Source organism: Ferruginibacter albus, from assembly GCF_020042285.1.
GTDB lineage: Bacteria > Bacteroidota > Bacteroidia > Chitinophagales > Chitinophagaceae > Ferruginibacter > Ferruginibacter albus.
This window is the reverse complement of record NZ_CP083388.1, coordinates 1,423,630-1,439,885: the sequence shown is the minus strand read 5'-3', so window position 1 is coordinate 1,439,885 and position 16,256 is coordinate 1,423,630. Positions and strand designations below refer to the sequence as shown.

Sequence of the window (16,256 nt, the reverse complement as noted above, 5' to 3'; positions counted from 1 at the left end):
AATTAATAACTATGAATTATTAATTATTGATTTTCTTAGCTAACTTCAAACTACTAAAATTCTTTATATGCCCATACGCATGGTAGATGATCCTGAAAGCAAGGATCAAAGCGATGACAATAATAACCAAGGTAGTAATAATGGTGGTGGTTTCAGCGGTGGTGGCGGAGGAGGATTATTGGCTTTTCTCCCATTACTGCTTTCATTATTCAAAGGCAAAAGAATTTTCTTATTGATATTGCTTGCAGGTGCAGCGTATTTTTTCTTTTTGCGTGGAAATAATAGTGGCGTTGTTACCAATATTGCTCAAAAACTTTTTTCTGCAAGTGGGTATAATTTTAGTCCGCAACAATTTAATAAAGCTTCTGTATATGAAGGATTGGAAGATGACAATAATAAAAATCCTTTACCGGAAGCAGTGTCTTTATTAAAGTATGCACCTAAACGCGGCAACCAAGGACAACAAGGAAGCTGTGTGGCCTGGAGCAGTGCTTATGCAGCACAAACAATTGCTATTGCTGCTGCAACAGGAGAAAACCCCGATTCTATTGCATTCAGCCCATCTTATTTATACAATCAAATACGATTAGATAATTGCGAAGGTTCTTATGTACAAAAGGCAATGGAAACCATGCAGGCAAATGGTGGAGTTCCGTTAAGTGAATATCCATATAGCGACCATGATTGCGACAGAACTCCTAATTCAACTGAAATAAAAGAAGGGAAGCAGAATAGTATTCATGGTTTTACGCGGTTAACCGATGGTGATAATATCAGCGAAATAAGCATTCGTGCTATTAAAGAGCATTTGGCGAAGGATGCACCTGTTGTTATTGGAATGATGGTAGGCAATAGCTTTATGCAAAGCATGATGGGACAGGACCTATGGACGCCGCAAGCTGACGATGATCCTTCTAATGGCGGTGGCCATGCCATGTGTGTAATAGGCTATGATGATAGAAAATACGGTGGCGCTTTTCAAATAATGAATAGTTGGGGAAGCGAATGGGGTAATAACGGTATTGCATGGGTGCGTTATAGTGATTTTAAAAATTATGTCAAGGAAGCGTACGGCGTTGATCCTTTACCCAAGCTTAGTGAAGTTGCCAATAAACCCCTGGAATGCACTATCGGATTAGTGAATAATGATACTAAGAAATACATTCCTTTAAAGATATCCGGCAGCAGCTTTTTTGAAACACCTGATGGAATAACTAAAGGAACACGTTTCAAAATTGAAATTAAAAATGCGACGCCCTGTTATATTTATTTATTTGGGCAGGAAACTAGCGGTGAAAGCTATGTGCTTTTCCCATATACCGGCAAACACTCTCCTTATTGTGGTATTACAGGTTATCGCTTATTTCCAAGAGCGCAGTCGTTAATGGCGGATAGTATTGGTAATAAAGACCTGATGGCAATTGTAGTAAGTAAAGACTCATTGGATTATAATAGCCTGAATAATGCCATTAATCAAAGCAGTCAATCTAATTATGCGGCAAAAGTGTATGATGCGTTGCAAAATGTGATCAACAGTTCTGTACAATTTACGAATACCGGCGATGGAACTATTTATTTTAAAGCCGCATCAAATGACAAGAAAGTAGTAGCAAGTATAGTAGCGATAGATAAGCAGTAGTATTATGAAACTTTTAATGTCTCTTCAAATTTCTCTAAAGAAACACCATCTTTCAGATCAAAATCACCAATTCTTGTTCTGCATAACTTACTAAGATAGGCTCCGCATGCTACTGAAGCGCCCACATCATTAGCCAAACTTCGTATATACGTTCCTGTTGAGCATACAACCCTGAAGTCAACAACCGGAAGAGCAATATTGGTAATTTCAAATTCTTTAATAGTGACTGGTCGAGGCTGTAATGCTACCTCTTCTCCCCTTCTTGCTAATTGATACAAAGCTTCACCATCTTTTTTAATGGCAGAGTATATAGGAGGTAACTGTTGTATATTTCCAATAAATTTTTTTATTGTTTGCTGTAGTAATTCCGGTGTAACAAACGAATAGTCTTTAAATTGTTCCGGATCGCTTTCTAAATCATAAGTGGGGGTTACAGCGCCTAAGGTAAAAGAACCTGTATATTCTTTTTCTGCCGCCATGTACTCATTTATTTTTTTTGTGAACTTGCCTGTACAAATGATCAAAAGACCTGTTGCTAAAGGGTCCAGCGTACCTGCATGCCCGATCTTTTTTATACGCAATAAACTACGCAACTTACGGATCATGTCGAAAGAGGTCCAATGCAAGGGCTTATCAATCAAGATCACTTTACCCTCTAAGAAAGCCTGTTGTACCTCAGGGTCAATAGTAAATCTTGGTTTATCAAGAATAGGTGAATTTTCGGGTGAAAGCTTATGAATATTTTTTGAGCGGTATGTTTCTTTGCGTGCCATAAATTAAGGGTTGCAAATTACAGCTTACAAATTCCAAATTGAATTTTAATTCAAAAGCACAATATCTTTTAAAAAAAAAAATCCCCGGATAACCGGGGAATTTTTAAAAACAACTGGTTTATTTTAGTGTTTCATTTTATCCATTGCATCTTTTGCAGAAGCAGCGCCTTCTTTTAATTTTTCTGCGCCTTCTTTCACTTTATCAGCACCTTCTTTTGCAGTAGAAGCAGCTTTATTCAAAATAGCTTTACCGCTATCAATACCTTTGTCTGCAGCTTTCAAAAGAGAATCGCCTTTAGCTTTCAATGAATCTGCAGTAGCACCTGCAGCAGACATTGTAGAATCAGCAACTTTTTTTAAGCTGTCAGCCATTGAAGTAGAATCTGTAGTAGCAGCATCTTTTGTAGCGCCACCACCGCAAGCAGCTAAAATACCCGCTACTGCGATCACTGTCATTAATTTTTTCATTTCCGTTAGTTTTAATTTTAAAATTGCCGCAAAGATTGCAGTCTTTTTTGAATAATGCAAGTATCAGGGCTAAGTTAATTGGTCATTAACTCAAAAAGTTATTGACATAAGACAATAATTCGGCTATCTAACACCATATCAGACAACAAGATGCACTATTTTACATTTATTTTTTCCTGAAGAAAATACGAACCGGAACACCCGTTAATTTAAAATTCTCCCGCAACTGGTTTTCCAGGTAATTTCGGTAAGGGGTTTTGATATCATCTGGGTAGTTACAAAAAAATGCGAAAGAAGGAACTACTACCGGTAACTGAGTTACATATTTTATTTTAACAGGATTGCCACGAACCACAGGCGGATGATAGGCTTCTATTGCCTTCAGCATTTTATCGTTCAATTGCGAGGTTGGTATTTTTCGGCTGCGGCTTTCATATACTTCCAATGCTATTTCCATCGCTCTGAATATCCTTGTTTTTTCAATGGCTGAGATAAAAAGAATGGGCAGATCAGAGAAAGGCGCAAACCGGTTTTTCAATTCTTTTTCATAATCACGGGCTGTATTGGTTTCCTTTTCCATCAGGTCCCATTTATTTACCAATACAACAATACCTTTTCCTTTTTTAACCGCCAATGCAAAAATGCTAAGATCCTGCGCTGTTACTCCTTTTTGTGCATCTAACAATAACAAACAAACATCCGCCTCATCAATTGCTTTAATGGCACGTATCACGGAATAAAACTCCAAATCTTCATTTACCTTGGCTTTACGGCGAATACCCGCTGTATCAATTAAAATAAATTCTTTGTTGAAGAGATTGTAATGAGTGTGAATGGTATCTCTTGTTGTACCTGCAATTTCACTAACAATAGTGCGAGCCTGCCCGATCAATGAATTTAATAAAGATGATTTCCCTACATTGGGTTGACCAATAATAGCAAACTTCGGAAGCGCTTTTTCATCGCCTACTTCAACAGGTGCTTCAATTAATGCAGCCACTTCGTCTAATACTTCTCCTGTTCCTGAACCGCTGATAGATGAAAGAAAAAATATCCTGTCAAAACCTAAACTGTAAAACTCCGACGCTTCCAATAACCTATCATGATTATCGACCTTATTAACTACTAAAAAAACAGGCTTACTGGTACGACGTAATAAATTTGCCATTGCTTCATCCAGGTCTGTTATACCTGTTACCACATCTACCATAAATATAATAGCGTCGGCTTCATCGAGTGCAATTAAAACCTGCTTACGGATCTCTTTTTCAAATACATCATCGCTGCCAGCAACAAAACCACCTGTATCAATTACATTGAATGTTTTGCCGCTCCATTCAGCCACTCCATACTGACGGTCTCTTGTTACACCGCTGATATCGTCAACAATTGCTTTACGTTGCTCCAACAAACGGTTGAAGAAAGTGCTTTTGCCAACATTCGGTCTGCCTACTATTGCTACTGTAAAACCCATATTAAATAATAATTTAGTAATTGATAACGGATAATTATTGCTAATCCGTTATAATGTTTCAATATCCATACTCCTTCAATTGCAATTCGTTATCTCGCCACTTAGGACGAACTTTTACAAACAGCTCTAAAAAAACTTTATTTCCTATAAATGCTTCAATGTCTTTTCTGGCTTCGGTTCCCAGTTTTTTTATCATCTGACCACCTTCTCCCAAAATAATTCCTTTTTGCGTATCCCGTTGTACAATTATATCTGCACCTATTTTTACTAAGGTAGATTTCTCTTTGAATTCGTGTACCAGCACTGTTGCATGGTAGGGGATTTCATCGCCATATAAATAAAATATCTTTTCACGAATTAACTCGCTTACAAAAAACCGCGTTGAAAGATCACTCAATTCTTCGCCGTCATAAAACGCCTCGCCTTCCGGCAAATGCTCTACTACTTTTTTTATCAATGCATCAATGCCTTTTTTCTTTAAGGCTGATATAGTAATTACTTCTTTACAATATGCCTGCTGCGCAAAGAAATTGGTAAGTTCTTTTATCCTGCTTTCATCAACGGCATCTACCTTATTAATAATTACCAACGCCGGTACTTTCAATTTTAATGCAGAAAATATTTCATGATTTTCTTCTGTAGTATCTTTTGCATCTATAATTAATAAAGCAATATCGGCATCTTCCAAAGCGCTTTTAACAGCCTGCATCATTTTTTCGTGCAGTTTATACTTTGGCTCAATTATACCGGGTGTATCAGAAAAGATAATTTGATATTCCTTTTCTGTTACAATGGCTTTTATACGATGGCGGGTTGTTTGCACTTTGTGCGATACAATTGCCAGTTTCTCTCCTACCAATGCATTCAGCAATGTGCTTTTGCCGGCGTTAGGTTTACCAAATATGTTTACAAAGCCGCTTTTCATCAGGTGCAAAGATGCCATAAAAAAACAGGTAATAAAAATTACCTGTTTAATAAATTACGTATATAGATATTAAATACTATTGTCTTACCAGCGTAATTACAGTTGCACCTGAAATAGGACCAATAGTTTGTGTGCCATTTATTTTAAGTCCTGTGCAGCTAAAATCAGACACTGTTCCTGAAAGTTCTGCATTGCTGGTTGTAAGCGTTGTTCCGTTAAGCGACCAGGTTCCACTTTGATCACTTGATGGCGAGCATTGTGTGCCTGCATCAGTTACGGTAGCAGTTCCATCACTTTTCAACTCATACACATCATCCTGGTTACATGCAGGAATTTGAGACATCGCATCCGCACCATCAAATGTAACAGCAGTTATTTTATATTTTCCTACTATAGAAGTTGAAGACAAAGTACAGGAGGTTGTTCCACCATTATCTTTACTGCATGCAGCAAGGGCAACACACGCAATAAAACCGGCAATAATTTTTTTCATACAGTGATCAATTTTTGATGAATAACGAAAGTAGCAAAAACAGCAGAAGCTATAAAATGAATCTTTTATTAATTATTCTTGGCTGATAACTTACATCTCCCTAACTTTGCCGCTCAATTAAACCGCGAAGTAGAGCAGCGGTAGCTCGTCGGGCTCATAACCCGAAGGTCGGAGGTTCGATCCCTCCCTTCGCAACTAAATCAATCGTTCTTTTAAACCGACTGAATTTCCGGGGTGCTTTTTAAATAAGGCTGAGATTATACCCGTTAAACCTGCTCAGGATAATGCCTGCGAAGGGAGTGCTACTCTTACATCGGATCGTCTTCCGGATGTTCAGCTATAATTTTTTATTGTAATGAAAAAACTGCTATTATGTGCATTGGCATGTGCGTCAGTCATGTCATCATTTGCACAACAGGGAAAAAAATTCAATGACACCACCGCTTTACTGCCTGTTGAAGTATCCGCAGTAAAAGCAAGCGACAAGGCGCCTTTTGCTAAAACCAATCTTTCTAAAAAAGAATTAGCAAAAAATAACCTGGGGCAAGATCTTCCTTTCTTATTAAATCAAACACCTTCGGTTGTTGTAAATTCTGATGCCGGCAATGGTGTTGGTTACACCGGGATCCATATACGAGGCACAGACGCCACACGCATAAATGTTACATTAAATGGTATCCCTTACAATGATGCAGAAAGCCAGGGTACTTATTTTGTAGATATTCCGGACATTGCATCTTCTGCTGCCAATATTCAAATACAACGCGGTGTAGGTACCAGCAGTAATGGTGCCGGTGCTTTTGGCGGAACCATTAATATTACCACTAATGATTTTATTGATTCTGCTTATGCGACAGCAGAAAACAGTTATGGATCTTTTAACACGTGGAAGAATACAATTAAAGTTGGTTCAGGATTGATCAACGATCATTTTACGATAGACGCAAGATTAAGCAAAATAAGCAGCGATGGCTATATTGATCGTGCCAGCAGCGATTTTAAATCTTTGTATTTATCTGCAGCTTATGTTACTAAAAGCTCTTCGTTACGTTTTAACCTTATTACGGGAAAAGAAAAAACATACCAGGCATGGAATGGCGTGCCGGATTATTTAATTGATTCACTTCGCACCTATAATGAATTGGGAACCGAAAAACCCGGAGCTCCTTACAGCAATCAAACAGATAATTACCAACAAGATCATTACCAGCTTTTCTTTAATCATACGTTTAATTCAAAGATAAATTTCAGCACTGCTGCCTTTATGACCTATGGCAGAGGATATTATGAAGAATATAAGGCTGGACAGGATTATGCAAAGTATGGCTTGCCTGATGTTGTTGTTGGCGATTCTATCATCACTACTACAGACTTAGTAAGACAGCTATGGCTGGACAATCACTTTTATGGACAGGTAGCCTCTCTTCAATATAAAAATAAAAAGGATGAAATAATCGTAAGCGGCGAATGGACCAGGTATGAAGGCAAACATTACGGCAATATAACCTGGGCTCAGAATGGCGGTGTAGAGCCAAATTATCAATATTACAATCTGCCTGCCTTAAAAACAGATATTACTGCCTATGTTAAATGGCAGCATAATTTTTCTGCCGGCTTGTTTACATTTGCCGATCTGCAATACAGAAATGTTTATCATCGTATTGATGGTTTTGATGATGATCCTTCTTTTAAAGTTAGCAGGAATTTTAATTTTGTAAATCCTAAAGCAGGCATTACTTATATTAAAAACGGATGGCAAACTTACTTTAGCTATGCTTTAGGGCAGCATGAACCCAACCGGGACGATTTCTTTGCTAACCCTAACGAGCAACCTAAAGCGGAAACCTTACACGATTTTGAATTAGGTACAGAGAAAAAAGGAAAGAATTATTTCTATGGAATAAATCTTTTTTACATGCTGTATAAAGATCAATTAGTGCTTACAGGAAAAATAAACGACGTGGGTGAATACACAAGAACCAATACTCCTGACAGCTATAGAGCGGGCATAGAATTACAAGGGCAATACACTTTTAATAAATATTTGAACATTGCTGCCAATGCTGCTTTCAGCATTAATAAAATAAAATCCTTTTCTGAATATCTAGATGAATACGACAGCACCTATACATGGACAGGTCAACAAGAAATAAAACATACCAATACAGATATATCCTACTCTCCTTCTATTGTTGCAGCAGGAACGATCAGTATTACTCCGACAGATAATTTTGAAATAGCTCTTATCGGCAAATACGTAGGCAAACAATACCTGGATAATACTTCTAATGAAAACAGAATGTTGAAAGGATATTATACACAAGACGCAAGAGTAAGCTATACTCTGAAAAATAAATTATTCAAATCGATCACATTCATCGGTCAGGTAAATAATTTATTTAGTGCAAAATATTTGTCCAATGGATATACGTATAGTGAAGTAGATAACGGCAACATTGCTACTTATAACTGGTACTTTCCTATGGCATTGATAAATTATAGAGTGGGCATTAATTTCAATCTCTAAGTTTATTCATTGAAAAACCAAAGCCATTGAAGAAAATTCAATGGCTTTATTTTTTAGTTCTACTTCTTATCTTTTTTTAAAGTGATAAACACCGCAGGCAACAGCTTCTTTTAAATAGGGTTTCCATTGAAAAAGATCAACAGGATCAGGCAAGACATCCAAAAAATCAAGTTTGCTTATACCATTTACATAGTTGCAAGGGTAATCAATTGTTTCTATACCGTTATTCTTAAATATTAAAGTAGCCCTGCGAACATGCAAAGCAGAAGTGATGAGTAAGTATGGCGGCTTTAATGAAAGAGAGTCCAATAAGATTTTTGAATAAGCTGCATTATCAGCAGTATTAGTGGATTTGTCTTCGCAATAGATAACTGAGTCGGGTATTCCCATTATTATCATCTGCTGTTTTGCAAACGCCCCTTCGGTAAAGGAGCTTACTTCATCTTTTCCATTACCGCCACTAATAAGAATGTGCTTTATCTTTCCTTGCTTATACAATTTTACTGTTTGAATATACCTGTCCGCAGTAATATTAAAAAAGCCGTTCCCATGTTCATCAGGGCCGGCAAAACCACCTAATACAATACCGCAGCTATAAGGCTTGTCGGCAGACACGTCTCTTGGTTTGGCATTCCACCAGCGAGCATAAAACTCCAACAAAAAATTATTAGAGAATAGTAAAAAGATGATCAATGCTGCATACCAATATCTTTTTTTTATTTTGTCTGTTTTTACAAAAAATGACAAAATAATAAGTAGTACTATCCAGTTAAAAGGAGATATAAAGAATCCAATTATAACAGATGCCAGTTGGTGCATATGATTAGCCTCCGAATTTTTGTTGCCAGTCTAACATGCCGCCAATTAAATTTTTTGTATTGGTAAATCCCATGCTGTCTAATATTAATGCAGCAGTAGCACTACGTTTACCGCTACGACAATAGAAGATGACTTCTTCATTTTTAAGGTCTTCCAATTCGTCTATTTGTAAAGACTGAATATTTCCTAAAGGAATTAATTTACCGCCTATATTAAATTCTGCATTTTCAAATGGTTCTCTTACGTCTATTAAGTTCAACTGCTCCCCTTTATCCAAACGTTCTTTTACTTCATTATTGGTTATTGTTGTCATCACAGAAATTTAGTTTGTTTTTTTAATGATAGTATCTTGTAAAATTACTTTGTCTTTAGAAAGCCACAGATCCATCAATTGACCGGGTTTAATATACACAGGACGATCAAGCTCATCATGGTGTGGTGGATTCTGTTTCACAATAAATGCCTGGGCAGTATCTTTACCTACTGTTGCATCCGGCACTAAAACAGGTATTAATTCAAGAGAATCCAATAAAGCAGTTGCTTCTGCACATGTCATTCCCAAAAGTGAAGGAACAACAAAGCTGCTATCTTTTTGTCCGGCACCAACAATCAAAGTAATGCCACTACCCCAACGAACTTTTTCTCCGGCGGCAATTTTATTATTATGATATAGTTGATCAACGATCATCATGTAGGTAAAATCACTTTTATAAATTGTATCTGCCAATTTCAAGTGGCTCTTCTTTAAAATGTCTAATGCAAAATCCAAAGTTTTACCTTTTAAGTCAGGCATATCAATCATAGGTGCTGTATAGCAATTTACCGTTAAAAAAACGGTTCTGTTCACTTTCACTGTTGCACCAGGATAAGGCAATTGCTTGATTACGGTTCCCTTTGGCAAAGTGTCGGTATAAACAGAGTCTTGTATTTGCACATCAAAGCCCTTGCTTTCCAGTTCTTTTATAGCAGCTGCTGTTTCTTTGTGGGTTACATCCGGTATTATTAGTTTTTCACCGTGCTTGGTTATAATGTCCAGCAATTGCAAAAAAGCAAATATTAGCAATAACACCAAACCTATTGCAACCAACAGGTTTACCCAAAACGGACGATTTGTTATAAACTTGAACATGTTTTTTAATTAAAGCACTCTTCAATTAAAGCGCTGTAAAATTCTTGTAATGACCAACCCATTGCTTTTACCTGTTGGGGAACAATACTTGCTTCGCTTTGACCGGGCACTGTATTAATTTCCAGCATGTATGGATTAGCGTTAGTTTCATTATAAATAAAATCAATTCGCACTACTCCATTACAATTGAACACCGAATATACTTTCTTTGCAGCTTCCCGTATTTTATTAGCCATAGGCTCGTCTATTTTAGCAGGCGTTATTTCTTCGCTTGCACCTTCGTATTTAGCTTCAAAGTCAAAGAATTCTTTTTTAGGAATTACTTCTGTTATTGGCAAAGGAATAATATTTCCTTTTGATTTAAATACACCAATGGTAAACTCTCTTCCTTTAATAAATTCTTCCACCAATACCTGTTCATCTTCTTTAAATGCTTTATCCAATGCTGCCTGCAATTCAGATGCTTCTTTTACTTTGCTCATTCCAATGCTACTGCCACCATTATTTGGCTTTACAAATAAAGGCAATGACAATTCGCTTAATATTTGTTGTGGAGATAAAGGAGACGATTTAAAAAGATGCAATGACTTTGCTACATGAATGCCTGCAAAAGCAGCTACTGCAACGGTATATCGTTTATTAAAAGTTAATGCAGACGTAGCAGCATTGCAGGAAGTATAGGGAATATTTAAACAATCGAAATAGCCTTGCAATTTGCCATCTTCACCGGGAGTACCGTGCATTCCAACCAGCACCGCATCAAAATTGATCTTGGTATTGTTAACGAGAATAGAGAAATCGTTTTTATCCACTATTGTTTTTTCTCCCGATGGCGTTTCATAAAACCAACCATTAGGATTAATGTCTATTTTATAACAATCCCATTTTTCTTTATCAACATTATTTTCAATGGTAATAGCGCTTTTGTATGAGATAACGGCTTCGCCGGAATAACCACCTGTAACCAATGCAATTTTTTTCTTCATTTATCTGGACAATGATTTAAGCAAAGAAACAAAATTAATAGATGTATTACCGTTAAAATTTTGAGGCAATGACTTAACAATTGTACCAGGTAAATTGATATTATTCACTCAAGCCTTCATTACCTGTATCCAGCACAAATTTCCATTTGCCGTCGGCTTGTTTTTTCCAAATGCTTAAATAGGTTCCTTTTTGAACAGAATCTTTATTTTTATATCTAATAAGGTAAGTGCCGTAAGTATATCCCAAGTCTCCGGATTTTGCAATAGCTGCTCCCGTAGGTTCCCATGTCATTATAATAGTAGTATCATTATCCTGGCTTATATAATCGATTGCATCAGCGCCTTCGATAGGCAATGACCTGGGACGTAACAAAACACCTGCCGAATCAATGTATTCCATAAATGCAGCACGTACTCCTTTTTCTTCGCTCAATTTAGAAAAAGCTTTGTCCGTTTCAATTATTTCAGTGCGTGAAGTAACAGGAGCATATTGCTCTTCTGCCGGTGGCTTTCTATTTTTACACGATAAGAAAAAAGAGACAATAAAGAGAGAGAGTATAATTTTTTTCATATGCTATGTTGTGTTACCAAAAGTAAATTCTTTCCCGCAGATTTTCGGAGATTATTATAACATAGCAGCGTAGAGAAAATCTGCGATAATCAGCGGCATACCAAAAAACAAAAAGGCGAAAGTATTTATTAATACCCTCGCCCATGCTGCAGGAAATATCACCTGCCTGTATTAAGGCTTTCGCCCTTGAAAGAAATTAAATATGCAATTTTTCTTTTTTCTCCATTAATGCTTCCACTGTCTCCTGGTACATTTCATCCGGTATGCAACAATCAACCGGGCAAACAGCAGCACATTGTGGCTCTTCATGAAAACCCTGGCACTCTGTACATTTATTTGGAGTAATATAATAAGTATCGGTGCTTATTGGAGCATTTCTTTGTTCCGCATCTACCACGCTGCCATCTAATAAAGTGAAAGAACCTTTTACAGTTGTTCCGTCAGATATTGCCCACTCAACACCACCTTCATAAATAGCATTGTTAGGACACTCAGGCTCGCAAGCGCCGCAGTTAATACATTCGTCAGAAATTCTTATTGCCATAACTAAACTTAAGGGTTTTTGATTCTAAATTTTTATTAAAATACTTTTACAGTTCAAAAGTAAGAATTACAGAATGAATTTACAAAATCGAATTGATTTATTAAAGCAATTAGGCGATTATTTGCAAAACGATCTTAACGGCGAGTGGAATGCTGTTATGCAAAAAGCTTATGAGCAAAACAATTGGTTTACCCCTGATTTTACTGCATTAGCAGCTAAAAATATTGCTGAACAATTTTTACAAGCGGATAAACTAACGCAGTGGGCAAAACATTATTTTATTGATGACAACGTTGCCGGAAAAAATGTTGGATTAGTGATGGCAGGCAATATTCCTTTGGTAGGCTTTCATGATTTTTTATCCATATTTATTTGCGGACATAAACAAACTATTAAGCTATCATCAAAGGATGATATTCTGCTAAAACATCTAATTCAAAAATTAATTGAATGGAATAGTGATATAAAAAACTATGTTTCCTTTTCGGAGATGCTGAAAGGTTGCGATGCCTACATTGCTACCGGCAGTAATAACAGTGCCAGGTATTTTGAATACTATTTTTCAAAATATCCAAGCATCATTCGCAGGAATAGAACATCGGTTGCTACATTAAAGGGAGATGAAACTACAGAAGATCTGGAAAAACTATCAGATGATATTCATTTGTTCTTTGGATTGGGTTGCAGGAATGTTACGAAGATCTTTGTTCCGAAAGAGTATGATTTTGTACCGCTGTTAAACTCATTTAATAAGTACAAGCATTTTATCGATCATAATAAATATAAAAACAATTATGATTACAATTTGTCGATACAATTAATGAACAATCGCTTTTACATGACCAACGGAAGCACATTAATGGTAGAAAGTGAATCGATATTCTCTCCCATTGCACAATTGAATTATAGTTTTTATGACAATATGGATTTATTATTGGAATCATTGAAAAATAACAACGATATTCAATGCATTGCAGGTAAGGATATTCCTTTTGGCAACGCACAATCACCGTCATTAATGGATTATGCTGATGGCGTGGACACCATACAATTTTTGTTGACCTTATAACGATCTACGAAACTCTTCCTAATTAATTGTTAAACGTGCCAAAAGATAAAACGCAATTTGACAGTACTTCGTTATTTTGTACTGTCAGGCATGAATATTGAAACCTATAGAAACCGAAATATCAACCCTGATAATTTGAAAAATTAAAATTTTATAAGATGAAACTGAAAGAAGTATTACTTACTGCAGCCATCAGTGCGGTTACCACAGTTGGGGTAATCTGGGGTTATGGCAAGTATCAAGACAGTAACAAATACGCCGGTCAGGAAAATGGCGTACTCCCTTCCAACTATCATTTAGCAGGCTTACACGATTCGAATGCATCACCTAATGGTGCTGTTGATTTTACACAACCTGCGCAAATTGCATTGCCAACGGTAGTGCATATAAAAACCAAAACAAACGCTAAACAAGTAAACAATAATTTACCCAGACAAAGAAGTCCATTTGGGAACATGTTCGATGACGACCTGTTCAACCAGTTCTTTAACGGACCAAGTGTTATTCCTGAACAAAGAGCATCAGGCTCCGGTGTAATTATTAGTGATGACGGATACATTGTTACCAACAACCATGTGGTTGCTGATGCAGACGAGATAACTGTAACCTTGAGCAACAAAAAAACGTACAATGCAAAAGTCATAGGCACCGATCCTTCTTATGACCTGGCTGTTATTAAAATTGATGCCAGCAGTTTGCCTTTCTTGTTGTATGGAAATTCCGATGATGTAAAAATTGGACAATGGGTAATGGCGATCGGTTATCCCTTGAATTTGGAAACTACTGTTACAGCCGGTATTGTAAGTGCGAAAGGAAGAAGCCTGGGCTTAAACAAAAGCACTAAAACCAGCTCTGCTGTTGAATCGTACATTCAAACCGATGCTGCTGTTAACCAGGGTAATAGTGGTGGCGCTTTGGTAAATACAGATGGACAGTTGATCGGTATAAACTCAGCCATTGCTTCTCCTACGGGTTATTACTCAGGATATTCTTATGCTATTCCGGTAAACATTGTAAAGAAAGTAGTAGATGATCTGATCAAATACGGAACTGTACAAAGAGCTTATTTAGGAGTGTCGTACGCTCCTGATGGCTTGTCAGATGAGCAAAAGAAAGAACAGAATATACAAGATGGCGCCGGTGTATTTGTAACAGGCACTGCTGATAATGGGGCTGCTGCCGCTGCAGGTATTAAGAAAGGAGATTTTATCACTAAATTAAACAACTCTCCTATCAATTCCAGTTCTGACCTTGTAGAAAGAATTACCGGTTTCAAACCCGGTGATAAAGTAAATGTAACGTATAATCGTGGCGGAGTAGAGAAAACGGCAACGGTTACCCTAAAAAATAATGCAGGCAATTATGATGTGGTAAAGCAGGATAATTCAACCTTATCTAAATTAGGTGCTGACTTTGCAACATTAGATCCTAAAAAAGCAAAAGAATACGGAGTACCGGGTGGTATAATTGTGAAGAAGATCAGCACTACCGGTGCGATCAGCGATCAAACCCGTATGAGAGATGGCTTTATTATTATTAAAGTAGATGATAAAGATGTAAAAAATGTGGATGAATTAAAGGCAGCTGTTGGAACTTCCAAATCTGTTACCATCAGTGGTTTTTACCCGGGATATGATGGTGTATACGATTATCCTTTATCACTTGGTGATGAGTAGGTTTTAATGTTTATTATAAAAAACGCTTCGGAAAATTCCGGAGCGTTTTTGTTTTTATCTTTCTTGAAATTCAATTTCCCAAGATTCTTAAATAGATTACAATTAAAAAACTAAAGGCAACGACATTAGTCATTGCCTTTTAGTTTTCAAGAAAACCTATGACAATGCTCAAATATATAAGTACTTAAAAATAATAACAGGGGATTTTTCCCATTATGTTCATAATCTTTATTGCACATGCCGTAAACAAGTAATATTTTGTAGTAACTAAAACTAATTTCTATATGAACGAAAATGTAATTATTAAAGACACAAGCGCTAATCCTGCTCCATTAGGATTGTTTGGTTTCGGGATGACTACAGTTCTGCTCAATCTTCACAACGCCGGTATTTTTGAAATGAACTCAATGATATTGGCAATGGGTATTTTTTACGGAGGCATTGCACAAATTATTGCTGGTATTTTAGAATCTAAAAAGAATAATACGTTTGGGATGACAGCATTTATCTCTTATGGATTTTTCTGGCTTACATTGGTAGGATTAATTGTAATGCCTAAGCTGGGATGGATAGCACCGGCATCAGAAAGTGCTATGATCGCCTATTTAATGATGTGGGGGATTTTTACTGGCTTATTATTGATCGGCACATTTAAAATAAATAAAGCATTACAATTTGTTTTTGCTACGCTTACACTTCTCTTCTTTTTATTGGCGTTGGGAGATTATACAGGCAACGCTTCACTAAAAACATTCACTGGTTACGAAGGTATTCTTTGCGGTTGTTCTGCAATTTACACAGGTACTGCAAATGTGTTAAACGAATTGTACGGTAAAACAGTATTGCCCGTTGGCCCGGTGCAGTTGAGTAAATAAATCTACATGCCGACATAAACTTTTATATGTAAAAACCTATCGAAGTTCAATTTCATATTGGCAGGGTTTTAGTTTTTTATGATAAAAAGATCATATGAAACACACGACCAGAAATAAAACAGCGATAGCAATAGTTTGTGCAATCCTGGTTTTCAATTTATCAGCATGTTACGAAAGTCATTACTACCACCATTATCATCATCATACAAGAGAATGGTACGACAGGCGTCATGAAGCGCCACCAGCAGGAGTTGATTTTAACGTAGATGTTCATAATTGGTAAGCGCA

General features: G+C 36.7%; 17 protein-coding genes, 1 tRNA gene and 1 riboswitch. Of the genes, 7 read left to right on the top strand and 11 right to left on the bottom strand.

What is annotated here, in order from left to right; translation table 11 throughout:
• Positions 1 to 67 precede the first annotated feature (67 nt).
• Entirely contained in the window at positions 68 to 1,639 is a 1,572-nt protein-coding gene (locus K9M53_RS06315; protein WP_224018778.1) for a C1 family peptidase, read from the top strand.
• A gap of 2 nt (positions 1,640 to 1,641) precedes the next feature.
• On the opposite strand, the gene truB is transcribed toward K9M53_RS06315, so the two are convergent.
• The 5 genes from truB to K9M53_RS06290 form a co-directional block, all read right to left on the bottom strand.
• The gene (gene truB / locus K9M53_RS06310) at positions 1,642 to 2,412 is read right to left on the bottom strand and encodes a tRNA pseudouridine(55) synthase TruB (protein ID WP_224018777.1); all 771 of its coding nucleotides are present in this window, start codon (positions 2,410 to 2,412) and stop codon (positions 1,642 to 1,644) included.
• A 123-nt stretch (positions 2,413 to 2,535) separates the two neighbouring features.
• Complete coding sequence (locus tag K9M53_RS06305; protein ID WP_224018776.1) at positions 2,536 to 2,880, bottom strand: hypothetical protein; 345 nt, start codon at positions 2,878 to 2,880, stop codon at positions 2,536 to 2,538.
• A gap of 166 nt (positions 2,881 to 3,046) precedes the next feature.
• Complete coding sequence (der, locus tag K9M53_RS06300; RefSeq protein WP_315857675.1) at positions 3,047 to 4,354, bottom strand: ribosome biogenesis GTPase Der; 1,308 nt, start codon at positions 4,352 to 4,354, stop codon at positions 3,047 to 3,049.
• A gap of 58 nt (positions 4,355 to 4,412) precedes the next feature.
• A complete protein-coding gene (era, locus tag K9M53_RS06295) occupies positions 4,413 to 5,297 on the bottom strand; it encodes a GTPase Era (protein ID WP_224018775.1) in 885 nt (294 codons plus the stop codon).
• A 58-nt stretch (positions 5,298 to 5,355) separates the two neighbouring features.
• Positions 5,356 to 5,772, bottom strand: a complete 417-nt coding sequence (locus K9M53_RS06290; RefSeq protein ID WP_224018774.1) for a lipocalin-like domain-containing protein — start codon at positions 5,770 to 5,772, stop codon at positions 5,356 to 5,358.
• A gap of 123 nt (positions 5,773 to 5,895) precedes the next feature.
• Here K9M53_RS06290 and K9M53_RS06285 point away from each other — a divergent pair.
• Positions 5,896 to 5,967, top strand: a tRNA-Met gene (locus K9M53_RS06285).
• 25 nt (positions 5,968 to 5,992) lie between these two features.
• Positions 5,993 to 6,088, top strand: a riboswitch (TPP riboswitch).
• 39 nt (positions 6,089 to 6,127) lie between these two features.
• Entirely contained in the window at positions 6,128 to 8,299 is a 2,172-nt protein-coding gene (locus tag K9M53_RS06280; protein WP_224018773.1) for a TonB-dependent receptor, read from the top strand.
• Positions 8,300 to 8,365: 66 nt separating this feature from the next.
• On the opposite strand, the gene K9M53_RS06275 is transcribed toward K9M53_RS06280, so the two are convergent.
• The 6 genes from K9M53_RS06275 to K9M53_RS06250 all read right to left on the bottom strand — a co-directional run bounded on the left by K9M53_RS06275 (position 8,366) and on the right by K9M53_RS06250 (position 12,348).
• Entirely contained in the window at positions 8,366 to 9,118 is a 753-nt protein-coding gene (locus tag K9M53_RS06275) for a YdcF family protein (protein ID WP_224018772.1), read from the bottom strand.
• Between the two features lie 4 nt (positions 9,119 to 9,122).
• Entirely contained in the window at positions 9,123 to 9,431 is a 309-nt protein-coding gene (locus tag K9M53_RS06270) for a rhodanese-like domain-containing protein (protein ID WP_224018771.1), read from the bottom strand.
• 9 nt (positions 9,432 to 9,440) lie between these two features.
• Positions 9,441 to 10,247 (bottom strand): PASTA domain-containing protein, encoded by an 807-nt coding sequence (locus K9M53_RS06265; protein ID WP_224018770.1) that lies wholly within the window; start codon positions 10,245 to 10,247, stop codon positions 9,441 to 9,443.
• Between the two features lie 5 nt (positions 10,248 to 10,252).
• A complete protein-coding gene (locus tag K9M53_RS06260) occupies positions 10,253 to 11,233 on the bottom strand; it encodes a D-alanine--D-alanine ligase (RefSeq protein WP_224018769.1) in 981 nt (326 codons plus the stop codon).
• A 100-nt stretch (positions 11,234 to 11,333) separates the two neighbouring features.
• Positions 11,334 to 11,804: a YybH family protein gene (locus tag K9M53_RS06255; RefSeq protein WP_224018768.1), complete on the bottom strand. Its 471-nt coding sequence runs from the start codon at positions 11,802 to 11,804 to the stop codon at positions 11,334 to 11,336.
• A gap of 196 nt (positions 11,805 to 12,000) precedes the next feature.
• Positions 12,001 to 12,348, bottom strand: coding sequence for a 4Fe-4S dicluster domain-containing protein (locus K9M53_RS06250; RefSeq protein ID WP_224018767.1), 348 nt, complete (start codon positions 12,346 to 12,348; stop codon positions 12,001 to 12,003).
• Between the two features lie 73 nt (positions 12,349 to 12,421).
• Between K9M53_RS06250 and K9M53_RS06245 the strand changes: the two genes are divergently transcribed.
• From K9M53_RS06245 to K9M53_RS06230, 4 genes are all read left to right on the top strand, one after another.
• Entirely contained in the window at positions 12,422 to 13,417 is a 996-nt protein-coding gene (locus tag K9M53_RS06245) for an acyl-CoA reductase (RefSeq protein ID WP_224018766.1), read from the top strand.
• A 158-nt stretch (positions 13,418 to 13,575) separates the two neighbouring features.
• Positions 13,576 to 15,093, top strand: coding sequence for a trypsin-like peptidase domain-containing protein (locus K9M53_RS06240; RefSeq protein WP_224018765.1), 1,518 nt, complete (start codon positions 13,576 to 13,578; stop codon positions 15,091 to 15,093).
• A 284-nt stretch (positions 15,094 to 15,377) separates the two neighbouring features.
• The gene (locus K9M53_RS06235; RefSeq protein WP_224018764.1) at positions 15,378 to 15,968 is read left to right on the top strand and encodes an acetate uptake transporter; all 591 of its coding nucleotides are present in this window, start codon (positions 15,378 to 15,380) and stop codon (positions 15,966 to 15,968) included.
• A gap of 94 nt (positions 15,969 to 16,062) precedes the next feature.
• Positions 16,063 to 16,251 (top strand): hypothetical protein, encoded by a 189-nt coding sequence (locus tag K9M53_RS06230; protein WP_224018763.1) that lies wholly within the window; start codon positions 16,063 to 16,065, stop codon positions 16,249 to 16,251.
• Positions 16,252 to 16,256 lie beyond the last annotated feature (5 nt).